Raw genomic sequence first — 21,698 nt, forward strand, 5'->3', positions numbered from 1 at the left:
ATCTAGGACTTTATACCTAGTTACAAAATAGATAATTGTGAGGACATTTTTTTACACGAACTTCATAGACTTTATGCCTGTTATTTCTTACAATAAGCATATAGTTTTACAATTCTCGACAAGGATATTGAGGGTGAAAAAAACTGAAATGGAGGTAAGTGGATTTGAGCTTATTTTCTGGAACGATACAAAATCTTGAAAATGCCTTGAGCAGAGCGGATATTAAGCAAAAAGTCATAACTAATAATATCGCCAATATAGATACACCGAACTATAAGGCAAAAAAAGTCTCTTTCCAAAATTTATTAGATCAAGAATCCTCGCGTCTTGAAGCGATAAAAACAGACTATCGTCATGTTGATTTTTCTGATACTGATTCGAATTATTCAATTGTTGCGAGCGGAGATACATCGTATCAGCAAAACGGAAACAATGTTGATGTTGACAAAGAGATGACAGAATTGGCGCAAAATCAAATCAACTATCAAGCTTTGGTTGAAAGAATGAACGGTAAATTTAATTCGCTGAAGACCGTATTAACAGGAGGGAAATAATGACAGCTTTTCATAGCTTAAATGTTTCAGCATCGGCTTTAACAGCTCAGCGAGTCAGAATGGACGTTGTATCATCTAACTTAGCAAATATGGATACGACAAGAGCTAAGCAGGTGAATGGAGAGTGGGTGCCTTACAGAAGAAAAATGGTCTCCCTTCAGTCAAAAGGTGAATCGTTCTCTTCCATTCTCAATTCTCAAATGAGCGGAAGCGGGAATGCTGGAAACGGTGTGAAGGTTTCAAAAATTACAGAGGATGATTCGGATTTTAATCTTGTCTATGATCCGACAGACCCTGATGCAAACGCTGATGGATATGTACAAAAGCCTAATGTTGATCCATTAAAGGAAATGGTTGATCTTGTCAGCAGCACCAGATCATATGAGGCGAATGTCACGGCGATGAATGCCACAAAGGGAATGCTGATGAAGGCGTTAGAAATCGGAAAGTAGGTGAATGAATGTGATTAATGCAATTTCTCATTTTCAGGTTCAAAATACTCAAAACACTCAAAATGCAACAAATCAAGTAAACAATAGCCAAAAAACAGATTCTTCAAATCAAACAAGCTTTTCGGAGCTTTTAAAAAACTCTATTAGTTCGTTAAATGAGTCCCAAGTAGCTTCTGACAACATGACTAATGCCTTGGCTGCAGGAAAAGATGTAAATCTTGATGAGGTCATGATCGCTGCTCAAAAAGCTAGCATCTCTCTAACTGCAGCAACAGAGTTCCGCAATAAAGCTGTGGAAGCTTATCAGGAGATTATGAGAATGCAAATGTAGGGGGTCTGACGATTTAGAGAAAGAGTGGAATGACCGGGGGTTAACATGAATCGTACTCTAATGCAAATGAAAAACAAAACGAGTGAGTTTTGGAAAAATAGATCTAAATTACAAAAGATTTTAATGGTTAGTGCTTTAGCGGCAATTATTATTATTGGAATTATTATTAGTGTTTTTGCTTCAAATTCTAAAATGGCGCCGCTGTACAAAGATTTGTCTGCCGAAGAAGCAGGACAAATCAAAGAAGAATTGGATGCAAAAAAAGTGCCAAACGAACTTTCGAATGGCGGTACAGTGATTAGTGTTCCGGAGGATCAGGTTGATTCTTTGAAAGTGCAGATGGCTGCAGAAGGACTTCCTAAAACGGGATCAATTGATTATTCATTTTTTGGACAGAATGCCGGCTTTGGTTTGACAGACAATGAGTTTGATATGGTGAAAGTAAAAGCTACACAGACAGAACTGTCAAACTTGATCAATGAAATGGACGGTATTAAAAGCTCAAAAGTAATGATTAATCTCCCGAAAGACGCGGTGTTTGTCGGTGAAGAGCAATCTGCAGCATCTGCATCAATCGTTTTGCAGATTCAACCGGGTTATACACTTGATCAAAGCCAGATCAACGGATTATATCATCTGGTATCTAAAAGCGTGCCGAACCTAAAAGAAGATAACATCGTCATCATGGATCAAAATTCTACATACTACGACAAATCAGACAGCGATGCAGGGTCCTACGCGGATAGTTATTCTTCTCAGCAAGGAATTAAGTCTCAAGTTGAAAAAGACATTCAAAAACATGTACAGTCACTTCTTGGTACGATGATGGGCCAAGATAAAGTCGTTGTCTCCGTTACAGCAGACATTGATTTCACAAAAGAAAATCGGACAGAAGACATTGTCGAACCTGTGGATAAAGAAAACATGGAAGGCATTGCAGTCAGCGCTGAAAAGGTATCTGAAACATATCAGGGCGACGGTGCAGCCAACGGCGGAACTGCCGGAACCGGTGAGGAAGATGTAACAAATTATAAGGCTGACGGTGAAAATACCGATAGCGGGAACTACGAAAAAAACAGCAACAAAATCAATTACGAGGTTAACCGAATTCATAAAGAAATCGCCGAAAGTCCTTATAAGGTCAGAGATTTAGGGATTCAAGTAATGGTAGAGCCGCCTGATGCCAAAAACACAGCGTCGCTATCAACTGAAAGACAGGATGATATACAAAAAATCCTTTCAACTGTAGTCAGAACATCTTTGGATAAAGATGAAACGCAAAACCAGAATTTATCTGATGCTGATATCAATAATAAGATTGTTGTCTCCGTTCAGCCATTCGACGGAAAAGTCAATTTGGATACAAATACGGAAAATTCCTCAGGTATCCCGCTGTGGGCATATATTGTAGGCGGTGTTTTAATCGCAGCGATCATTGTTCTAATCATTATGCTTATCAGAAAGAAACGGGCGCAAGAGGATGAATTTGAGGAATATGAGTATGAGGTTCCTCAAGAACCAATCAATTTGCCTGATATCAACGAAGAGGAAAATGAAACAGCGGAATCAGTCAGACGAAAACAGCTTGAAAAGATGGCGAAAGACAAGCCGGAAGATTTTGCAAAACTGCTGAGAAGCTGGCTGGCCGAGGATTAGGAGGAATTAGAAATGGCGAGACGTGATCAAGATAAGCTTACAGGAAAACAAAAAGCAGCCATTCTCATGATTTCCTTGGGGTTAGATGTGTCAGCTTCTGTCTATAAGCACTTAACCGATGAAGAAATTGAAAGGCTTACTCTGGAAATATCAGGTGTTCGAAGCGTCGATCATCAAAAAAAGGATGAAATCATAGAAGAATTTCATAATATAGCCATTGCGCAAGATTATATTTCTCAAGGCGGTTTAAGCTATGCAAGACAAGTTCTGGAAAAGGCGCTTGGAGAGGATAAGGCGGAGAACATTCTAAACAGGCTGACTTCTTCTTTGCAGGTTAAACCATTTGATTTTGCCAGAAAAGCGGAGCCTGAACAAATTTTGAATTTTATCCAGCAAGAGCATCCGCAGACGATGGCGTTAATCTTGTCTTATTTAGATCCTGTGCAGGCCGGGCAAATTTTATCCGAGCTGAATCCTGAAGTACAGGCTGAGGTTGCGAGAAGAATCGCGGTCATGGATAGAACGTCTCCAGAAATAATTAATGAGGTAGAACGGATTCTGGAACAAAAATTATCTTCTGCATTTACTCAGGATTATACACAAACAGGCGGAATTGAAGCTGTTGTGGAAGTGTTAAACGGGGTAGACAGAGGGACAGAGAAGACGATCTTGGATTCATTGGAAATTCAGGATCCCGATCTTGCTGAAGAGATTAAAAAGCGGATGTTTGTCTTCGAAGATATTGTCACACTTGATAACCGTGCCATTCAGAGAGTCATTCGCGATGTTGAGAACGACGATTTGCTCCTTTCATTAAAGGTTGCAAGCGAGGAAGTCAAAGAAATTGTATTCAACAATATGTCACAGCGTATGGTTGAAACCTTCAAAGAAGAAATGGAATTTATGGGCCCTGTACGCTTGAAAGATGTAGAAGAAGCTCAATCGAGAATTGTAAGCATCGTCAGAAAGCTTGAAGAAGCCGGTGAAATTGTGATAGCAAGAGGCGGAGGGGATGATATTATTGTCTAATATCATTAAACAAGAATCATCTATTTCTCCACAAAAGGAAAAAAGAAAACTTTCTATACAAGAGGTGCGTATTGATCATTCTCACCTTTTGCAGGCTGAAGAGAACCCGGAGGCGCTTATGGCCCGAGTGAAAGAGGAAGCTGACCGGATTTCTGAGCAGGCAAACAGTCATATAGAAAATATTCGCCGTCAAATTGAGCAGGAGAAAAACGATTGGGCGGCTGAAAAACAGAAGCTTATTGAGGAAGCTAAAGCCGAGGGGTTTGAACAAGGAGTAGCATTGGGCAAAGCTGAGGCAATGCAACAGTATGCCGAACTGATCGGCCAAGCGAACAGAATTACTGAAATGTCCAGAAAAGCTGTTGAGGACAAGCTTGAAGACGCTAATGAAGAAATCGTTGAGCTTGCCGTTGCCCTAGCAAAAAAAGTTTGGCAGCAAAAGTCTGATGATAAAGAGGCTTTCCTCCTGCTTGTACAACAGGTTATAAACGAAGTGAAGGAATATGACGATATATCAATTTATGTTGATCCATATTACTATGAGACAATCTTTCAGCAAAAAGATGAAATCCAGCAGCTTCTTTATAAAGAATGCCGGCTTGGCATATATGCTGATGAAAAAGCTCAAAAAGGAACCTGTTATATTGAAACTCCTTTTGGCAGGGTAGATGCGAGTGTTGACACACAATTGATGCAATTGAAAGATAAACTTCTGACAGCGCTGGAAGCGGGTGCAGCTGAATGAAGACACAGAGTCTGATAGATTGTATAGAAATGACAGACTCGTATAAACGGTACGGAAAAGTCAAGCGGGTAATCGGCCTGATGATTGAATCAAAAGGGCCTGCAAGCTCAATTGGCGACGTGTGCCTGATTTATGCAAAAGGACAATCTGGGAAAGTCATTAAAGCTGAGGTAGTCGGCTTCCAGGAAGAAAATATTTTGCTTATGCCTTATTTAGAGGCTGCGAGCATTGCACCTGGCAGCATTGTAGAAGCTACTGGGGAATCACTTCGGGTTAAAGTTGGAGCCGGACTGATCGGACAAGTCATCGATGCTTTTGGAGAACCGCTTGACGGAAAACTTCTGCCGAAAGGGCTTTCGCCTGTATCGACTGAGCAATCACCGCCCAACCCGATGAAACGGCCGCCTATCCGTGAAAAGATGGGTGTTGGAGTCAGATCAATTGACAGCTTGCTGACAGTCGGTAAAGGCCAGCGGATTGGAATTTTTGCAGGAAGCGGTGTCGGAAAAAGCACCTTAATGGGGATGATCGCCAAGCAGACAGAGGCTGACTTAAACGTCATTGCACTTGTCGGAGAACGCGGACGAGAGGTTCGGGAGTTTATTGAAAAAGATCTTGGGAAAGAGGGGCTGAAACGATCGATTGTAGTCGTTGCCACCTCAGACCAGCCAGCATTAATGAGATTGAAAGCGGCATATACAGCGACTGCAATTGCCGAGTATTTCCGAGATAAAGGCCAAAATGTCATGTTTATGATGGATTCTGTTACAAGGGTGGCAATGGCGCAGCGAGAGATTGGACTGGCTGCCGGAGAGCCTCCGACGACAAAAGGCTATACACCTTCAGTGTTCGCTATTTTACCTCGTTTACTAGAACGAACAGGTGCAAACGAGCATGGAACCATTACGGCATTTTATACAGTGTTGGTAGACGGGGATGATATGAATGAGCCGATTGCCGATACTGTACGCGGAATTTTAGACGGACATATTGTGTTGGACAGGGCGCTTGCCAATAAAGGCCAGTTTCCTGCAGTTAACGTACTAAAAAGCATCAGCAGGGTGATGTCAAACATATCAACAAAACAGCACATGGATGCGGCAAATAAATTCCGTGAACTTTTATCAACATATCAAAATTCGGAAGATCTCATTAATATCGGAGCTTATAAAAGAGGATCCTCAAGAGAAATTGATGAAGCGATACAATTTTATCCGCAGCTTATTCAATTTTTAAAGCAGGAAACAGACGAATCGGCTTTATTGGAAGAAAGCATTGCTGCATTAACTAGTTTGACAGGAAATGAGGAATAAACGTGGCTTATCAATTTAGATTCCAAAAGCTGCTGGAACTAAAAGAAAATGAAAAAGACCAATCCTTATCCGAGTATCAGCAATCAGTTTCTGAATTTGAAAACGTTGCTGAAAAATTATATGAGAATATGAGCAAAAAAGAATTGCTGGAACAAAATAAGGAAAAGAAATTAAAAAGCGGCATGAGTGTACAAGAAATGAGGCACTACCAACAATTTGTCTCAAATCTTGATAATACGATCTATCACTATCAAAAGCTTGTCATTATGAAAAGAAATCAAATGAATCAAAAACAAGAAATTTTGACAGAGAAAAACATTGAAGTGAAAAAGTTTGAAAAAATGCGTGAAAAACAGTTTAAAATGTTTGCTCTTGAAGATAAAGCTGCAGAAATGAAAGAAATGGACGATATTTCGATTAAGCAGTTTATGATTCAAGGCCATTAGGAGCGAATGTAATGTCCGGCAAAAAGAAAGAATCAGGTAAGTTCCGTTCGGTTTTGCTTATCATTATCCTCCCGCTGATGTTTCTATTAATCGCAGGGGGGATTGTTCTTTGGGCTGCTGGTATCGATGTCTTAAAGCCGATACAGGATGCTGCGGCAAAAACGCCGGTTCTTAAAGAATTGGTCCCTGAAACCGAAAATAAAAAAGGTGCAGCATCAAGTAAGGATAGCAGTAATACGGCAGCTCTGGAAAAGACCATTAAGGATCAAAAAAGTGAAATCAGTATATTGAATAAAGATTTAGAAACAAGTAAATCAGAAATCGATAGGCTCAATCAAAAGATCCGTTCACTTGAAAAGACGGCTGAGGATCAAAAAAAGTCATCAGAAGATCATACTGAAGGATCAGCAGACTCGAAAGCTTCTTCAAAAAATGACAAAGTGATCAGTGTATACAAAAGCATGGACAGCGGAAAGGCTGCTAAAATTATTGCCCAATTAAAGGAGCAAGAAGCACTGAAAATATTGAATGGCCTAAGCAAAAAGCAGCTTGCTGACATATTGGCGAAAATGACTCCTGAGCAAGCAGCAACCTATACAGAAAAAATTGCTGCCAGCCAAGAATAGGGGGAATGAAAGGTGAAGCTGCTTGAATTAGCCGGACCTTTGCTGCAAACCACAACGGGTTCTGCCGCTAAAAACATGAAAAGTAGCCAGGGAGTTTTTCAAAACTGGCTTATGTCTGAGGCTGGATTGAAGGAACTTTCAGAACAAGGAAAGGGTACTCCTAATTCCGAAGATCAGCTTTTAGCAGATGCGCTTAAAAAGATCGGTGAATGGCTAAATGCAAATCCTGAAGACCAAGACAAACAAAATGCGGATCTTTTGCAAACATTAAGCAAACTGACAGGGAAGCAATTGGATGCGAATGCTCTGCAAATGTTGCAAAATCTTTTGCAAGCAGTTGAATCAAAAATGTCAGGCGGGACGGATCATTTGCTCACAGAAACGGAGAAAATCATTTCAGAAGCTAAAACGGCTCTGAGTGCCAATGATTCTGCTTCTGACATTAATGGAGCACTGAAGTCTGATACAGAGCAATCAAATCAGGAAAATGAAGTATCCGAGGCTGCTAAAGAGCTTATCTATATCCAGATGTTCATTAGCCAGCTCGTAGAAGGGAATAAGCTGACTGATCGCGGGAATGGCAATGAAGCTCATGCTATTTACCAAAATGGAGATCAATTCCTTTCTGCATTAGAAAAGAAGGGTGTATCTCAACAACTAATTCAGGATCTTAAACAGCAAATATTCACTAAAGCTGAGTCAAGTTCAAAACTTTACTCGATGACAGCGTCAGAGCTGAAAAGTTTTCAAAGCTTAATGGATCAAATGTCTATGCTTCCTCAAAAAGGGACCAAAGAATGGAGTTTAGCTGAAAGCCAGCTGAAAGCCTTCTTGTTATCGAAATCATCCGAATCATCACAAGACTTTGGGAAGCGTGTTCTCACACCGCTCTCGCAGAGTTCATCCAGCAAAAATGCATCGGAGGTTTCTGGAAGTATTCAGCCTGTAGATAGTAAATCAGGACTCCAAATGCTGTTTTCGGGGTATCGGGGCATAGGAGGAGTTCAAACACTTGATCTGCAGCAGATGTCATCTGATATACCAAATGCCGAAACAAAAACGGTGGCTGATCAAGTGATTAATGCGTGGAAGCAGATGAAATATACGCCTTTCGGCAGATCGACGGGAAGTTTCACTATTCGGCTGAACCCTGAACATTTAGGATTTGTCACAATCAAGCTGACAAATGAAAATGGAATGTTTCAGAGTAAAATCATTGCATCTAGTCAATCAGCAAAAGAATTGCTTGAACAGCATCTTCCTCAGCTGAAGCAATCATTGCCGAATATGGCCGTCCAAATTGACCGTTTTACTCTTCCAGTCCAAAGCGGGGATCAGCCGGTATACGGCCAGCTTGCTGATGAACAGAAACAGCAGCAAGAGGGGCAGAGACAGCAAAGGCAGAAAAAGCAATCAAATGATTTTGGCGATCTGCTCGATGAAGTGTCGATGGTTGAAATGGAGGAAGAAGAATGACTTCTATAAGTTCAGAATATAAACTGCCTGAAAAAACGAATACTGTGTCGACGAACAACAGCAGCTTGGGGAAAGATGAGTTTTTAAAAATATTAATGACTCAAGTCCAAAACCAAGATCCGCTCAATCCGGTTGACGATAAAGAATTTATCAGCCAGATGGCAACTTTTTCAAGTTTGGAGCAAATGATGAATCTGAATACGACAATGACTCAATTTGTCGAAAAACAAGATCCGTTTACAACGTATGTTGATTGGATGGGAAAAGAAGTATCTTGGACTGATGGTAAAAGTGCAACAGATAAAACAGGCACAGTAAGCTCTGTTAAACATTTTAAAGGAAATTATTATCTCGTTCTTGATGATGGGACCGAGATCAGTCCTGCGAATGTCATGTCTGTGGGACAATCATCTAAATAAAAACATCTGGGGGAATATATTATGTTACGTTCACTTTATTCTGGAATCAGCGGTATGAAAAACTTTCAAACAAAGCTTGACGTAATCGGTAACAACATTGCCAACGTGAATACAGTAGGATTCAAAAAAAGCCGTGTGACCTTTAAAGATATGGTAAGCCAAACGATTGCCGGCGGTTCTGCGGCTGGTGCAACTATCGGCGGTACGAACTCTAAGCAGATCGGTTTAGGTTCATCTTCTGGCACAATTGATACAATTCATTCAACAAGCGCAACACAAAGCACAGGGCGAACACTTGATTTAGCGATTGACGGCGATGGTTACTTTAGAATTGATACAGGCGACGGAACAGCTTATACAAGAGCAGGAAACTTCTATTTAGATAATACCGGAACACTGGTTACTGGTGATGGCTATCATGTGTTAAATATGACTGGTGGAACAATTAAAATCCCTCTTGATGCACAAAGCTTCAGCATTGGTTCTGATGGAAAGGTCTCAATTGTTGATGCTGACGGGAAAACACAAGACGGGGGACAAATCGGGATTGTTACTTTTGCCAACAGTGACGGTTTGGATAAAATCGGAAGCAACTTATACCGTGAGTCTTTAAACTCTGGGACTGCCAGTGCAGCCAACCAGCCTGGTGATGGCGGTACAGGTTCCCTTAAATCAGGTTTTCTCGAAATGTCTAACGTTGATTTAACTGACGAATTTACTGAAATGATTGTTGCCCAGCGCGGATTCCAATCAAACTCGAAAATTATTACAACATCTGATGAAATCCTTCAAGAACTGGTTAACCTTAAACGTTAAGGAGGGAGGGGAGGCGAGTAATCGCTTCTCCGCTGTTTTATGATTAAAGTAACCCGTTTGAATGGGCAGCCCTTTACACTGAATGCGCTGTTTATTGAACAGATTGAATGCTTTCCGGATACTACAATCACTCTGTCAAATGGTAAGAAGTTTGTAGTAAAAGAAGATGAAGAAGCTGTTCTGGAAAAGATCGCATCTTTCTACCGGAAAATACAAATATTTGCAATGGATCAAGGAATAGAGGAACCGGAATGAAGAAAAAGTTAATGATCATCTTACTAATTATTCTTATCGTAATTGGTGCTCTCGGGGCGGCGGCTTATTTTGTTTTAGGCGGAAAGTCCGAAAAAAGTGAAGCGAAAAAAAGTATTGATGAAATCGTTGCGTCTTCTGTGGATGTAGAAGAGATCACAACAAATTTAAAGTCTGATAACATTATCCGTCTTGCTATTAAACTTGAAACTGATTCTGATAAATCAAAAGAAGAACTTGAGAAACGTGATTTCCAAGTGAAAGACGCTGTTATATCACTGCTGGCTGATACGAATGCTGATCAGATTGAGGGAGACAAGGGAAAAGAAACCTTTAAGAAGGAACTAAAAGATAAAATAAATAGCTACCTCCAAAAAGGAAAAGTAGAAAAAGTGTATATTACCTCCTTTAATCTGCAATAAAGCATAATTTGACAGAATACGGAGGTGAGGAAAATGTCAGGAGAAGTTCTCTCCCAAAATGAAATAGATGCACTGCTTTCTGCAATATCAACTGGTGAAATGGACGCTGAAGAGCTGAAAAAAGAAGAAAAAGAGAAGAAAGTCAAGGTTTATGATTTCAAACGTGCGCTGCGGTTTTCTAAGGATCAGATCCGCAGTTTAACGAGAATTCATGACAATTTTGCAAGACTTCTTACCACTCATTTTTCTGCTCAGCTCAGAACCTATATTCACATATCTGTCAGTTCTGTTGATCAGGTTCCGTATGAGGAATTTATCAGATCGATTCCAAACATGACGATTCTAAATCTATTTGATGTTCATCCGATGGAAGGCAGAATTATGATGGAGGTCAACCCCACGATAGCTTATACGATGATGGATCGAGTCATGGGCGGGATTGGAATCAGTCATAACAAGGTTGACAGTTTGACAGAAATTGAAACAAAAATCATTTCTAATTTATTTGAAAATGCACTGGGTAATTATAAAGAAGCTTGGCAGTCAATTGCTGATATTGAACCGGAAATGACTGAGTTTGAAGTGAATCCGCAATTTGTTCAGATGGTATCTCCTAATGAAACAGTCGTGGTGATCTCGCTCAATACTCAAATTGGTGAAATCAGCGGTGTCATTAATCTCTGTATCCCGCATATCGTACTCGAGCCGCTCATACCGAAGCTTTCAGTCCACTATTGGATGCAATCAGACCGAAATGAGCCAAAGCCTGAGGAAACAAAGTCGCTTGAAAAACGTATCATGACAGCACAAATACCTGTCGTGGCCGAGCTCGGCACATCTGAACTGACGATAGAAGAGTTTTTAAGTTTAGAAGTCGGAGACTGCATAACTTTGGACAAATCAGTCACGGATCCTCTTACTGTATTGGTCGGAGATAAGCCGAAATTTTTAGGACAAGCCGGCCGGGTGAATCGAAAACAGGCAGTGCAAATTTTAGATCACGACATAAGAGGTGAACAAGATGGAGAATAATAGATTATCTCAAGATGAGATTGACGCGCTTCTTAACGGTACTGGCAGCACGCTTGATGAGCCAGAGGTTCCGGAAGTAGATGATTTATCGGAAATGGAGCGTGATGCGATCGGTGAAATCGGTAATATTTCATTCGGCAGTTCTGCGACAGCACTGTCAACGCTTTTAAATCAAAAGGTCGATATTACGACTCCAAGCGTAACGGTCATTCCAAGAAGTAAAATCAGCGATGCGTTTCCTGAACCGTATGTAGCGATTGAAGTGAATTATACGGAGGGCTTCAGCGGGAGCAACCTGTTAGTCGTGGAACAAAGTGACGCGGCGATCATTGCTGACTTAATGATCGGGGGAGACGGAAAAGGTGCGGACCCTTCACTGGGTGAAATCCATCTAAGTGCGGTTCAAGAAGCAATGAACCAAATGATGGGATCGGCTGCCACATCAATGTCTACTGTATTCAGTAAAAAAATTGATATTTCACCTCCTCGGGTTGAATTGTTGGATGTTACTGAAGAAAAGGGTACAGACCGTATTCCTGATGATGAAATGCTGGTGAAAGTTTCTTTCAACTTAAAGGTGGGAGAATTAATAGACTCCAGCATTATGCAGCTTTACCCATTGACATTTGCGAAAGATTTAATTTCAAGCCTTATGAACTCAGAAAGTGCAGAGGAAGAAGAAACGGTGCAGCCTGAAGTTACATACGAACAGCCGAAAGAGCCTGTGACGCCAGAGCCGCGTATTGAACCGAAGCAACAGCAGCAGCCGCCAAAAAGGCAGGGAACAGCAAAAAAAGCAGCGTCAGTTCAGGTTTCACCGGTGGAATTTTCCGCGTTTGATCCAAACGAAGCTGTACAAGCCCCTATTCATAATCTGGATATGCTTTTGGATATCCCGCTTTCGATTACTGTTGAGCTTGGCAGAACGAAGAGAAGCGTAAAAGAGATTTTAGAGCTTTCTGCCGGAAGTATTATCGAGCTTGATAAATTAGCCGGTGAGCCTGTAGATATTTTAGTTAATCAGCGTATCGTTGCCAAAGGCGAGGTCGTTGTCATTGAAGAAAACTTCGGAGTGAGAGTCACTGACATTTTAAGCCAGGCAGAGCGCATTAATAATTTAAAATAACGAAACACAAGGAGAGAGATAGATTATGGCACATAGAATTTTAATTGTAGATGACGCAGCATTTATGCGAATGATGATTAAAGATATTTTGGTTAAAAATGGTTTTGAAGTTGTAGCGGAAGCTGAAAATGGAGCACAAGCGGTAGAGAAATATAAAGAGCATTCACCTGACCTTGTTACTATGGATATCACGATGCCAGAAATGGATGGTATTACAGCATTAAAAGAAATTAAACAAATTGATGCGCAGGCAAGAATCATCATGTGTTCTGCTATGGGACAGCAATCAATGGTTATTGATGCCATTCAGGCCGGCGCTAAGGATTTCATTGTGAAACCTTTCCAGGCTGACCGTGTGCTTGAAGCAATCAACAAAACATTAAGTTAAAGGGTGTACGACTGTTGAAAAAGAGTCAATATTTTATCGTTTTTATTTGTTTTTTCGTTTTATTCAGTGTACATCCGATTGCTGCTGCCGCGGCAGACTCTGATAATTCAACTGTAAACGAATGGTTTCAAAAGAAAGATGAAAAAACTGCAGATAAGTCAGAGCAAAAGAAAGAAAAAACAACAAAAACTGCTGATGAGACGGAGGGAGCGGCTGCTCCTTCTGTCTCAGCTTTTGATTTTGTAAAGATGATTTTCGCTTTACTGTTTGTTATCGTGCTGATTTACGGGCTGGTTAAACTCATGAACAAAAGAAATCGGCTCCTAAAGCCTTTTCAATATGTTGAAAATATTGGCGGCACATCGGTCGGCCAGAACAGATCCATACAATTGATCAAGGTCGGGAAAAGTGTGCTCGTCGTCGGTGTAGGAGAGACGATCCAGCTGCTGAAAGAAATTGAGGATGAAAAAGAGATTGAAGTCATTCTCAGTCAGCATGAAGAGGCAATGTCAAGCAAAATAGAGTGGCAAAAGTTTGTGAAGCCGCTTAAGAGTTCTGAACATCAGCCGCAGCAAAAACTGCCTTCATTTTCAAAAGCATTAAAAGAGCAACTTGAAGAGTTAAAACAAAACCGTTCTGAAGGAAAGAAGAAAGGCCCACGTCATCATGAATGAGTTTATAAATATTTTCAGTTCAAGCGATCCGGAAAACGTAAGTTCAACTGTTAAATTACTATTATTGTTAACTGTATTTTCAGTGGCGCCTGGAATATTGATTCTTATGACTTGTTTTACTCGCATCGTCATTGTTCTGTCATTTGTCAGAACTTCACTTGCGACGCAATCTATGCCCCCAAACCAGGTTCTTATCGGGCTTGCGCTGTTTTTAACATTTTTTATTATGGCTCCTACTTTTTCAGAAATTAATAAAGAAGCGCTGACCCCATTAATGGACAACAAAATCAGCTTGGATGAAGCGTATACGAAAGCTGAGGAACCGATTAAAGAATTTATGAGTAAACACACAAGGCAGAAGGATCTGGCGCTGTTTATGAATTACGCAAAAATGGATAAACCTGAATCATTAAAGGATATTCCGCTAACAACAATGGTTCCGGCTTTTGCCATATCGGAGCTTAAAACAGCATTTCAAATAGGTTTTATGATTTTTATCCCTTTTTTAATTATAGATATGGTAGTGGCGAGCGTCTTGATGTCAATGGGAATGATGATGCTGCCTCCAGTTATGATTTCTCTGCCCTTTAAAATATTACTTTTTGTTTTGGTAGACGGCTGGTATTTAATTGTGAAATCTTTGCTTCAGAGCTTTTAGGGTAGGTGCTAAACGTGAGTTCAGAATTTGTAATTTCTATGGCGGAAAAAGCCGTATACGTAACGCTGATGATCAGCGGGCCATTATTGGCTATTGCTTTACTGGTCGGTTTAATTGTCAGCATATTTCAGGCGACAACTCAAATCCAGGAACAGACTTTGGCGTTTATTCCGAAAATCGTGGCGGTTCTCCTGGCTCTCATTTTTTTTGGTCCGTGGATGCTGTCGACGATTCTTTCATTTACAACAGAGCTGTTTTCTAATTTAAATCGTTTTGCAGGGTAATGTAGAGATGAATTCAATTATTGACTTATTTCCTGCTTTTTTATTGGTTTTTATTAGAATCTCTGCTTTTTTTGTAACGATTCCGCTATTTGGACATCGAAATGTGCCAGCTGTTCATCGCATAGGATTTGCTTTTTTTTCTTGCGGTCATTTGTTTCAGCACCATTGATAAACCGCCCTCTTTGGAGATAGGTGAGCACTATATGCTCTTGGCGCTTAAAGAAGCTTTGGTCGGCCTTTGTCTGGGTTTAATTGCTTATATGATGATTGCTGCAGTGCAGATTGCCGGCTCGTTTATTGATTTTCAAATGGGATTTTCAATAGCAAACGTTATTGATCCGCAAACCGGTGCACAAAGTCCGTTGATTGGCCAGTTTATCTATACGATGGCACTTTTGTTTATGCTGAGTGTCAATGCCCACCATTTGCTGCTGGACGGTATTTACTACAGCTTTCAGTATATTTCAGTTGATCAGGCATTTCCGAATTTCGGCGATGAAAAGTTTGCCTATTTTATCGCGAAAAGCTTTAATGCAATGTTTATTATCGCTTTTCAAATGTCAGCGCCGGTTGTGGCCAGTTTGTTTCTAGTTGATTTAGCATTAGGTATCGTGGCTCGAACTGTTCCGCAGTTAAATGTATTTGTGGTCGGTCTGCCTTTAAAGATCGCTGTCAGTTTCATCATGCTCATTGTATGTATGTCCGTTATCTTCGTCGTTGTCCGGAATGTTTTCAGTTTAACGATTGAAACGATGCGGAATCTTTTAGCATTGGTCGGTGTTTCTTAATGAAGCTTAGAGTTGACCTGCAGTTTTTTGCGGGAGAGAAGACAGAAAAAGCCACTCCGAAAAAACGGAAGGATACGCGAAAAAAAGGGCAAGTAGCCAAAAGCTCGGATGTCAATACCGCCGTTTCTTTACTGGTAATATTCCTTTCGCTTATTGCAATTGGTCCGTATATGAGAGACAGGCTGCTGTCATTCATAGAAACATTTTATACCGAATCGCTCACAATGAAGCTCTCAGAATCAAATGTGCATACATTGTTTGTCAGCTTATTAAAGGATATGGGCATGATACTCGCACCGATCTTGCTTGTTGCTCTTGTTGCAGGAGTCGTAAGCAACTATATGCAGGTTGGGTTCTTATTTTCTGCTGAAGTGATACAGCCTAAGCTTGAAAAACTGGATCCGATCAAAGGCTTTAAACGAATATACAGTATGAGGGCGATTGTAGAGCTGATTAAATCAATTTTGAAAATCGTAGTCGTCGGTTTTGCGGCTTTTGCTGTGCTTTGGCTGCATTATGGAGAAATTCTCCGGCTTCCTCTCCTGACACCCGAAGAGGCACTTTCTTTCGTTTCAAAACTCACTTTGTGGATGGGACTAAGCGGTGCAGGTGCATTGTTGATTCTTGCTGGTCTCGACTATTTATATCAGAGATTTGACTATGAGAAAAATATCAAAATGTCAAAACAAGATATAAAAGATGAGTACAAAAAATCTGAAGGAGACCCGATTATCAAGTCTAAAATTAAACAAAGACAGCGGGAAATGGCGATGAGGCGGATGATGCAGGAAGTTCCAAAAGCAGATGTCATTATCACAAACCCGACTCACTATGCGATTGCTCTGAAATATGATGAAGAAAAAATGGACGCTCCTTATATTGTTGCAAAAGGCGTCGATCACCTTGCGTTAAAAATCAGGAAAATTGCTAAAGAGCATGATGTCATGATGGTAGAAAACAGACCGCTTGCCCGTGCGTTATATGATCAGATAGAAATTGACCAGGCAGTGCCGGAAGAATTTTTTAAAGTTTTAGCAGAAATTCTGGCTTACGTATATAAAACAAAACAAAAAGTATATTGAATTTTTCGATTTAAAAGGAGAGAAAAAACAGCATGTCAACAAGAGATTTATCCGTTTTAATAAGTGTTGTCCTCATTGTGGCGATGCTGGTGATTCCATTTCCTCCATGGCTGTTAAGTATTTTGATCATTATTAATATTTCTCTTGCGTTGATCGTGCTTCTCACCACAATGAATATGCAGGAAGCGCTTCAGTTTTCGATTTTTCCGTCACTGTTGCTGCTTTTGACCCTATTTCGTTTGGGCTTGAACGTCTCAACTACCCGTTCAATTCTTTCACACGGTGAAGGAGGGAAAGTCGTCGAGACTTTCGGAAATTTCGTTGTCGGCGGAAATGTATTAGTTGGACTCGTTGTATTTATCATCCTTATTATTATTCAGTTTATCGTCATTACAAAAGGTGCTGAACGTGTTTCCGAGGTTGCAGCAAGGTTTACGCTGGACGCAATGCCAGGGAAGCAGATGAGTATTGATGCTGATTTAAACGCAGGGATGATTACCGAACAGGAAGCGAAGCATCGCCGCGAAAAAGTGGCAAGAGAAGCAGACTTTTATGGAGCAATGGACGGTGCCAGTAAATTTGTAAAAGGTGACGCCATTGCCGGAATCATCATTGTGATGATCAATATTATTTTCGGAATCGTGATCGGAATGCTTCAGCAGGGCATGTCCATTCAAGAAGCTGCTTCACACTTTACGATGCTGACTGTAGGGGATGGAATTGTTTCGCAAATCCCGGCACTGTTAATTTCTACGGCTACGGGTATTGTGGTCACAAGAGCTGCCTCTGAAGGAAACTTAGGGCATGACATTACAGGCCAGCTGTTTGCGTATCCAAAGCTTTTATACGTCGCAGCAGCTACGATCATGCTTTTAGGTATCTTCACTCCGATCGGCATCCTTCTGACGGGGCCGCTTGCGGGATTGCTTGCTTTTGGCGCATATACACTATCTAAATCAGGTAAGGAAAAAGAAGAAGTGGATGAGATTCTTGAGGAAGAGGCTGAGGTGGACGAGCTTAAAAGCCCTGAAAGTGTTGTTCAGCTTCTGCATATAGATCCGATAGAATTTGAGTTTGGATATGGCCTGATACCGCTTGCTGATGCCAATCAAGGCGGTGATTTATTAGACCGAATTGTTATGATACGCCGTCAGTTGGCTTTGGAACTCGGGCTTGTCATTCCTGTCGTGCGAATCAGAGATAATATAGCGTTGCAGCCTAATGAATACCGATTGAAAATTAAAGGAAACGAAGTAGCAAAAGGCGAGCTGTTGCTTGATCATTATTTAGCGATGTCGCCTACTCCTGAGGACGATCTCATTGAAGGGATTGAAACAGTGGAGCCTTCATTCGGACTGCCGGCTAAATGGATTAGCGAAGCGGTAAAGGATGAAGCCGACATGCTTGGTTATACAGTAGTTGATCCTGCATCAGTCGTTTCAACGCATATTACGGAGAAAATTAAGCAGCATGCCCACGAATTGATCGGAAGGCAGGAGACAAAACAGCTGATCGATCACTTGAAAGAATCGTATCCAGTCCTGGTTGAAGAGGTTACGCCGAATCCATTGTCTGTCGGTGATATTCAGAAAGTGCTTGCTAAGCTTTTAAAAGAGAAAGTTTCAATTCGAAACTTAGTAACGATTTTTGAAACACTTGCTGATTATGGGAAATTAACAACAGATTCTGATCTTTTGACAGAGTATACAAGACAAGCGCTTGCTAAACAAATTACAGCCCAGTTTGCCAAAGAAAATGAAGTGTTGAAGGTTGTTACTTGTTCGGGCCGTGTAGAAAAAGCAATAGCAGACGGTGTGCAGCAGACGGAACACGGGAACTATTTATCACTTGAACCAGATATTTCAGAAAGTATAGTGCGCTCTGTCGCTAAAGAAGCTGAACAGCTCTCATTACGTCAGGAAACCGCGATCCTTCTTTGCTCGCCGCCTGTCAGAATGTATGTGAAGCAGCTTCTGGAACGATACTTCCCTGATCTTCCGGTACTCTCTTATAACGAACTTGAGGCGAATGTTGAGGTACAAAGCATTGGAGTGGTGGATATTTAATGAAAATAAAAAAATTTACTGCTGCTTCAATGCAAGAAGCGGCACTTCTCATCAGAAAAGAGTTAGGTAATGAAGCGGTCATATTAAATTCGAAAAAAATTAAAAAGCGAAAATGGTTTGGCCTCGTCAACAAGCCTGCTGTTGAAGTAATCGCCGTATTGGATCAGGACTTTCTTGAGAAAAAAACGCCTCAGAAGGCAGCTGAACCGAAACAAACATTAAAAACTCCGGTCAGCAGTCCGAAAATAGAGGAGAGAACATCTCCCCCTCAAATTCCGGCGCAACAGGAGCTAGGTGATTTTTCAGCATATCAATCTGTACTTCCTGAGCCGCTGCGAAAAGCAGAAAAGCTTTTGCAAGAAACAGGGATCAAAGAGTCTACGAAAACGAACACTCTGAAAAAATTGCTTCGCTTCTCTGTTGAAGCAGGCGGCTTGACTGAAGAAAATGTTGTCGGCAAACTTCAGGAAATACTATGCGATATGCTGCCCTCAGCAGACAAGTGGCAGGAGCCAATTCATTCAAAATATATCGTTCTCTTTGGTTCAACAGGGGCTGGTAAAACAACTACACTGGCTAAACTCGCAGCCATATCTATGCTTGAAAAACATAAAAAAATCGCTTTTATTACAACAGATACGTATCGTATTGCAGCTGTTGAACAGTTGAAAACATACGCTGAACTGCTGCAGGCTCCTCTGGAAGTTTGCTATACAAAAGAAGAATTTCAGCAGGCGAAGGAGTTATTTTCTGAGTATGATCATGTGTTTGTTGATACAGCCGGAAGAAACTTCAAGGACCCGCAATACATTGATGAACTAAAAGAAACGATTCCTTTTGAGAGCAGCATTCAGTCATTTCTTGTTTTATCCGCGACTGCAAAATATGAAGATATGAAGCATATTGTCAAACGGTTTTCATCCGTCCCTGTCAATCAGTATATTTTTACGAAAATAGATGAAACGACTTCCTTAGGTTCTGTATTTAATATACTGGCAGAATCAAAAATAGGTGTTGGGTTTATGACAAACGGACAGAATGTGCCTGAGGATATACAGACCGTATCTCCACTTGGTTTTGTGAGGATGCTGTGCAGATGAACAGATATGACCAAGCAGCAACTTTACGGGCGAAAATGGAAAAACGTGAGCGCGTTCTGCCGATGGTTTATTCACAAAAAGCGAAGACACTTGCTGTCATCAGCGGCAAGGGCGGTGTCGGAAAATCCAATATTACCTTAAATATGGCACTTGCGCTGCAGGATAAAGATAAGAAGGTGCTGCTCATCGACCTTGATATCGGGATGGGAAACATTGATATATTAATGGGAAATTCATCGTCTGCCACGATAATCGATGTTTTAACCGATCGTAAGCCTTTGCTGCAGTCATTATCCGTTGGCCCAAAGGGTTTGCGGTATATATCAGGGGGAACCGGTCTGGATGTGATGTTTCAGCTCGATCAGAGAAAATGGACGTTTTTTGCCAATGAACTTTCTCATGCATTAAGCCAGTTCGATTATGTGCTGTTTGACATGGGAGCAGGCTTATCAAAAGATCAACTGCCTTTTATTTTATCAGCAGAAGATATTTTGATTATAACAACTCCCGAGCCGACGGCCATTATGGACGCATACAGCGCTGTCAAGCACTTGGTTTTGACAGAAAATAAGCTTTCAATGAAGGTGGCTGTCAATCGGTGCCGTGACCAAAAGGAAGGGCTTGACGCTTTTGCCCGCCTCTCCCGTACAATTCATATGTTTTTGGATGTTCAGGTTCAGTTTGCCGGTTCCGTTTCTGACGATGTGATCGTGAGCAAAGCGGTTGTCGAACAGGTTCCTTTTTTCATAAAAAGCCCTCAGGCAAAAGCCAGCCGGTCAGTCCGTATTTTAGCGGACGCCTTGTTTGAAAGAGAAGAAAAGAGACACAAAGAAGACAAACAGACATTTATTGAGAAATTATCTTCTTTTTTAATGAGGAGGGCTTAATTTGATTCGTGTGCTTGTAGTTGATGATTCAGCTTTTATGAGAAAAATGATAAGTGATTTTCTGACCGAGGAAAAGCAGATAGAAGTAATCGGAACTGCGAGAAACGGAGAAGAAGCGCTTAAGAAGATTGAATTATTAAAACCGGATGTTATTACTCTTGATGTTGAAATGCCGGTCATGAATGGGACAGATACGCTCCGCAAAATTATTGAGATTTATAACTTGCCGGTCATTATGGTGTCGAGCCAGACCGAGAAAGGTAAAGAATGCACAATTAATTGTTTGGAGATCGGTGCCTTTGACTTTATCACAAAGCCATCAGGCTCAATATCTCTGGATCTATACAAAATTAAAGAACAATTAGTTGAGCGTGTCGTCGCGGCAGGACTTTCCGGCAAGCGGAAACGTCCTGTTTCCCAGACAGTTCGGCCCGAACCTATTGTGCGTGCTGTCGTTAAGCCTGAATTAAGCAAACCGAAACCTGGCACGGGCAGACAAATTGTGTGTATCGGCACATCAACAGGCGGTCCACGGGCGTTACAAAAGGTGATACCGAAGCTCCCTAAGGATTTGAACGCACCAGTGGTTGTCGTACAGCACATGCCTGAAGGGTTTACTGCTTCTTTGGCTGATCGGCTGAATCATTTATCTGACATTCAGGTAAAAGAAGCAAAAGATGGTGAAGCAGCTCTTAACGGTTGTGTTTACATAGCACCAGGCGGAAAAAACATATCCGTTATTAAAAACAGCGAAGGACTCCAGATTGTGCTTGATAACCATGACACACCAAGCCGTCATAAACCATCTGCTGATTATTTATTCCGTTCTGTCGGGAAACTGACAGATTATGAAAAAGTAGCGGTTATCATGACCGGAATGGGCAGTGACGGCACTGCTGGGCTAAAGGACATGCTAACAGCCGGCAATGTGAAAGCCATTGCGGAGTCTGAAGAATCTTGTGTCGTATACGGGATGCCAAAAGCTGCTGTTAAAGCGGGTCTCATTCATGAGATTAAACATGTGGAAGATATCGCAGCATCCATCACAAGCTGTGTGAAAAAAGAGAGGGTGTGAT

Annotated in this window: 25 protein-coding genes and 1 pseudogene; all 26 read left to right on the forward strand. The window is 41.1% G+C overall.

The features are described 5' to 3' along the window. Positions 1-164 precede the first annotated feature (164 nt). The 26 genes and pseudogenes from flgB (at position 165) to cheB (ending at position 21,697) form a co-directional block, all read left to right on the forward strand. The gene (gene flgB, locus AC0OMU_RS05305) at positions 165-554 is read left to right on the forward strand and encodes a flagellar basal body rod protein FlgB (protein ID WP_003245656.1); all 390 of its coding nucleotides are present in this window, start codon (positions 165-167) and stop codon (positions 552-554) included. Next, on the forward strand, positions 554-1,006 hold the full coding sequence (flgC, locus tag AC0OMU_RS05310) for a flagellar basal body rod protein FlgC (RefSeq protein WP_014479779.1): 453 nt from the start codon (positions 554-556) through the stop codon (positions 1,004-1,006). Before flgB ends, flgC begins: the two co-directional genes overlap by 1 nt. Positions 1,007-1,016: 10 nt before the next feature. Beyond that, positions 1,017-1,337 (forward strand): flagellar hook-basal body complex protein FliE, encoded by a 321-nt coding sequence (gene fliE / locus AC0OMU_RS05315; RefSeq protein ID WP_474240948.1) that lies wholly within the window; start codon positions 1,017-1,019, stop codon positions 1,335-1,337. A gap of 45 nt (positions 1,338-1,382) precedes the next feature. Further along, positions 1,383-2,993 (forward strand): flagellar basal-body MS-ring/collar protein FliF, encoded by a 1,611-nt coding sequence (fliF, locus tag AC0OMU_RS05320; RefSeq protein WP_015483223.1) that lies wholly within the window; start codon positions 1,383-1,385, stop codon positions 2,991-2,993. Between the two features lie 12 nt (positions 2,994-3,005). Beyond that, complete coding sequence (gene fliG / locus AC0OMU_RS05325) at positions 3,006-4,022, forward strand: flagellar motor switch protein FliG (RefSeq protein WP_003231981.1); 1,017 nt, start codon at positions 3,006-3,008, stop codon at positions 4,020-4,022. After that, entirely contained in the window at positions 4,015-4,767 is a 753-nt protein-coding gene (fliH, locus tag AC0OMU_RS05330) for a flagellar assembly protein FliH (RefSeq protein ID WP_015383659.1), read from the forward strand. Before fliG ends, fliH begins: the two co-directional genes overlap by 8 nt. Next, positions 4,764-6,080, forward strand: coding sequence for a flagellar protein export ATPase FliI (fliI, locus tag AC0OMU_RS05335; protein WP_015483225.1), 1,317 nt, complete (start codon positions 4,764-4,766; stop codon positions 6,078-6,080). The genes fliH and fliI overlap by 4 nt, the downstream gene beginning before the upstream one ends. Positions 6,081-6,082: 2 nt before the next feature. Beyond that, positions 6,083-6,526, forward strand: a complete 444-nt coding sequence (gene fliJ / locus AC0OMU_RS05340; protein WP_003231977.1) for a flagellar export protein FliJ — start codon at positions 6,083-6,085, stop codon at positions 6,524-6,526. An 11-nt stretch (positions 6,527-6,537) separates the two neighbouring features. Beyond that, the gene (locus tag AC0OMU_RS05345) at positions 6,538-7,152 is read left to right on the forward strand and encodes a MotE family protein (RefSeq protein ID WP_015483226.1); all 615 of its coding nucleotides are present in this window, start codon (positions 6,538-6,540) and stop codon (positions 7,150-7,152) included. Between the two features lie 12 nt (positions 7,153-7,164). Beyond that, entirely contained in the window at positions 7,165-8,628 is a 1,464-nt protein-coding gene (locus tag AC0OMU_RS05350; protein WP_474240949.1) for a flagellar hook-length control protein FliK, read from the forward strand. After that, positions 8,625-9,047 (forward strand): flagellar hook assembly protein FlgD, encoded by a 423-nt coding sequence (gene flgD / locus AC0OMU_RS05355; RefSeq protein ID WP_015383663.1) that lies wholly within the window; start codon positions 8,625-8,627, stop codon positions 9,045-9,047. Before AC0OMU_RS05350 ends, flgD begins: the two co-directional genes overlap by 4 nt. 21 nt (positions 9,048-9,068) lie before the next feature. Beyond that, on the forward strand, positions 9,069-9,863 hold the full coding sequence (gene flgG, locus AC0OMU_RS05360) for a flagellar basal body rod protein FlgG (RefSeq protein WP_015383664.1): 795 nt from the start codon (positions 9,069-9,071) through the stop codon (positions 9,861-9,863). A gap of 39 nt (positions 9,864-9,902) precedes the next feature. Further along, positions 9,903-10,118, forward strand: coding sequence for a swarming motility protein SwrD (gene swrD / locus AC0OMU_RS05365; protein ID WP_015383665.1), 216 nt, complete (start codon positions 9,903-9,905; stop codon positions 10,116-10,118). Next, positions 10,115-10,537, forward strand: a complete 423-nt coding sequence (gene fliL / locus AC0OMU_RS05370) for a flagellar basal body-associated protein FliL (protein ID WP_015383666.1) — start codon at positions 10,115-10,117, stop codon at positions 10,535-10,537. Before swrD ends, fliL begins: the two co-directional genes overlap by 4 nt. Before the next feature lie 33 nt (positions 10,538-10,570). Further along, positions 10,571-11,569 carry a flagellar motor switch protein FliM gene (gene fliM, locus AC0OMU_RS05375; RefSeq protein ID WP_003220879.1) on the forward strand — a complete coding sequence of 333 codons (999 nt, stop codon included), beginning with the start codon at positions 10,571-10,573 and terminating at the stop codon, positions 11,567-11,569. Beyond that, on the forward strand, positions 11,559-12,695 hold the full coding sequence (fliY, locus tag AC0OMU_RS05380; protein WP_349612087.1) for a flagellar motor switch phosphatase FliY: 1,137 nt from the start codon (positions 11,559-11,561) through the stop codon (positions 12,693-12,695). Before fliM ends, fliY begins: the two co-directional genes overlap by 11 nt. Positions 12,696-12,720: 25 nt before the next feature. Then, the gene (cheY, locus tag AC0OMU_RS05385) at positions 12,721-13,083 is read left to right on the forward strand and encodes a chemotaxis protein CheY (RefSeq protein ID WP_014476812.1); all 363 of its coding nucleotides are present in this window, start codon (positions 12,721-12,723) and stop codon (positions 13,081-13,083) included. Between the two features lie 14 nt (positions 13,084-13,097). Then, on the forward strand, positions 13,098-13,757 hold the full coding sequence (gene fliZ, locus AC0OMU_RS05390) for a flagella biosynthesis regulatory protein FliZ (protein ID WP_017694876.1): 660 nt from the start codon (positions 13,098-13,100) through the stop codon (positions 13,755-13,757). Continuing rightward, the gene (gene fliP, locus AC0OMU_RS05395; RefSeq protein WP_003245692.1) at positions 13,750-14,415 is read left to right on the forward strand and encodes a flagellar type III secretion system pore protein FliP; all 666 of its coding nucleotides are present in this window, start codon (positions 13,750-13,752) and stop codon (positions 14,413-14,415) included. Before fliZ ends, fliP begins: the two co-directional genes overlap by 8 nt. 14 nt (positions 14,416-14,429) lie before the next feature. Next, on the forward strand, positions 14,430-14,699 hold the full coding sequence (gene fliQ, locus AC0OMU_RS05400; RefSeq protein WP_003220888.1) for a flagellar biosynthesis protein FliQ: 270 nt from the start codon (positions 14,430-14,432) through the stop codon (positions 14,697-14,699). Positions 14,700-14,706: 7 nt separating this feature from the next. Further along, positions 14,707-15,487 (forward strand): annotated as a pseudogene (gene fliR, locus AC0OMU_RS05405) (flagellar biosynthetic protein FliR). After that, complete coding sequence (gene flhB, locus AC0OMU_RS05410) at positions 15,487-16,569, forward strand: flagellar biosynthesis protein FlhB (RefSeq protein WP_474240950.1); 1,083 nt, start codon at positions 15,487-15,489, stop codon at positions 16,567-16,569. The pseudogene fliR and the gene flhB overlap by 1 nt, the downstream one beginning before the upstream one ends. A gap of 32 nt (positions 16,570-16,601) precedes the next feature. After that, a complete protein-coding gene (flhA, locus tag AC0OMU_RS05415) occupies positions 16,602-18,635 on the forward strand; it encodes a flagellar biosynthesis protein FlhA (RefSeq protein WP_003231947.1) in 2,034 nt (677 codons plus the stop codon). Beyond that, positions 18,635-19,735, forward strand: coding sequence for a flagellar biosynthesis protein FlhF (flhF, locus tag AC0OMU_RS05420; protein WP_322839620.1), 1,101 nt, complete (start codon positions 18,635-18,637; stop codon positions 19,733-19,735). The genes flhA and flhF overlap by 1 nt, the downstream gene beginning before the upstream one ends. Then, complete coding sequence (flhG, locus tag AC0OMU_RS05425) at positions 19,726-20,622, forward strand: flagellum location/number ATPase FlhG (RefSeq protein WP_327844409.1); 897 nt, start codon at positions 19,726-19,728, stop codon at positions 20,620-20,622. Before flhF ends, flhG begins: the two co-directional genes overlap by 10 nt. A 1-nt stretch (position 20,623) precedes the next feature. After that, positions 20,624-21,697 (forward strand): protein-glutamate O-methylesterase CheB, encoded by a 1,074-nt coding sequence (gene cheB / locus AC0OMU_RS05430; protein ID WP_014476816.1) that lies wholly within the window; start codon positions 20,624-20,626, stop codon positions 21,695-21,697. The last annotated feature ends 1 nt before the right edge of the window (position 21,698 follow it).

It is taken from the genome of Bacillus sp. FAU18 (assembly GCF_056033885.1).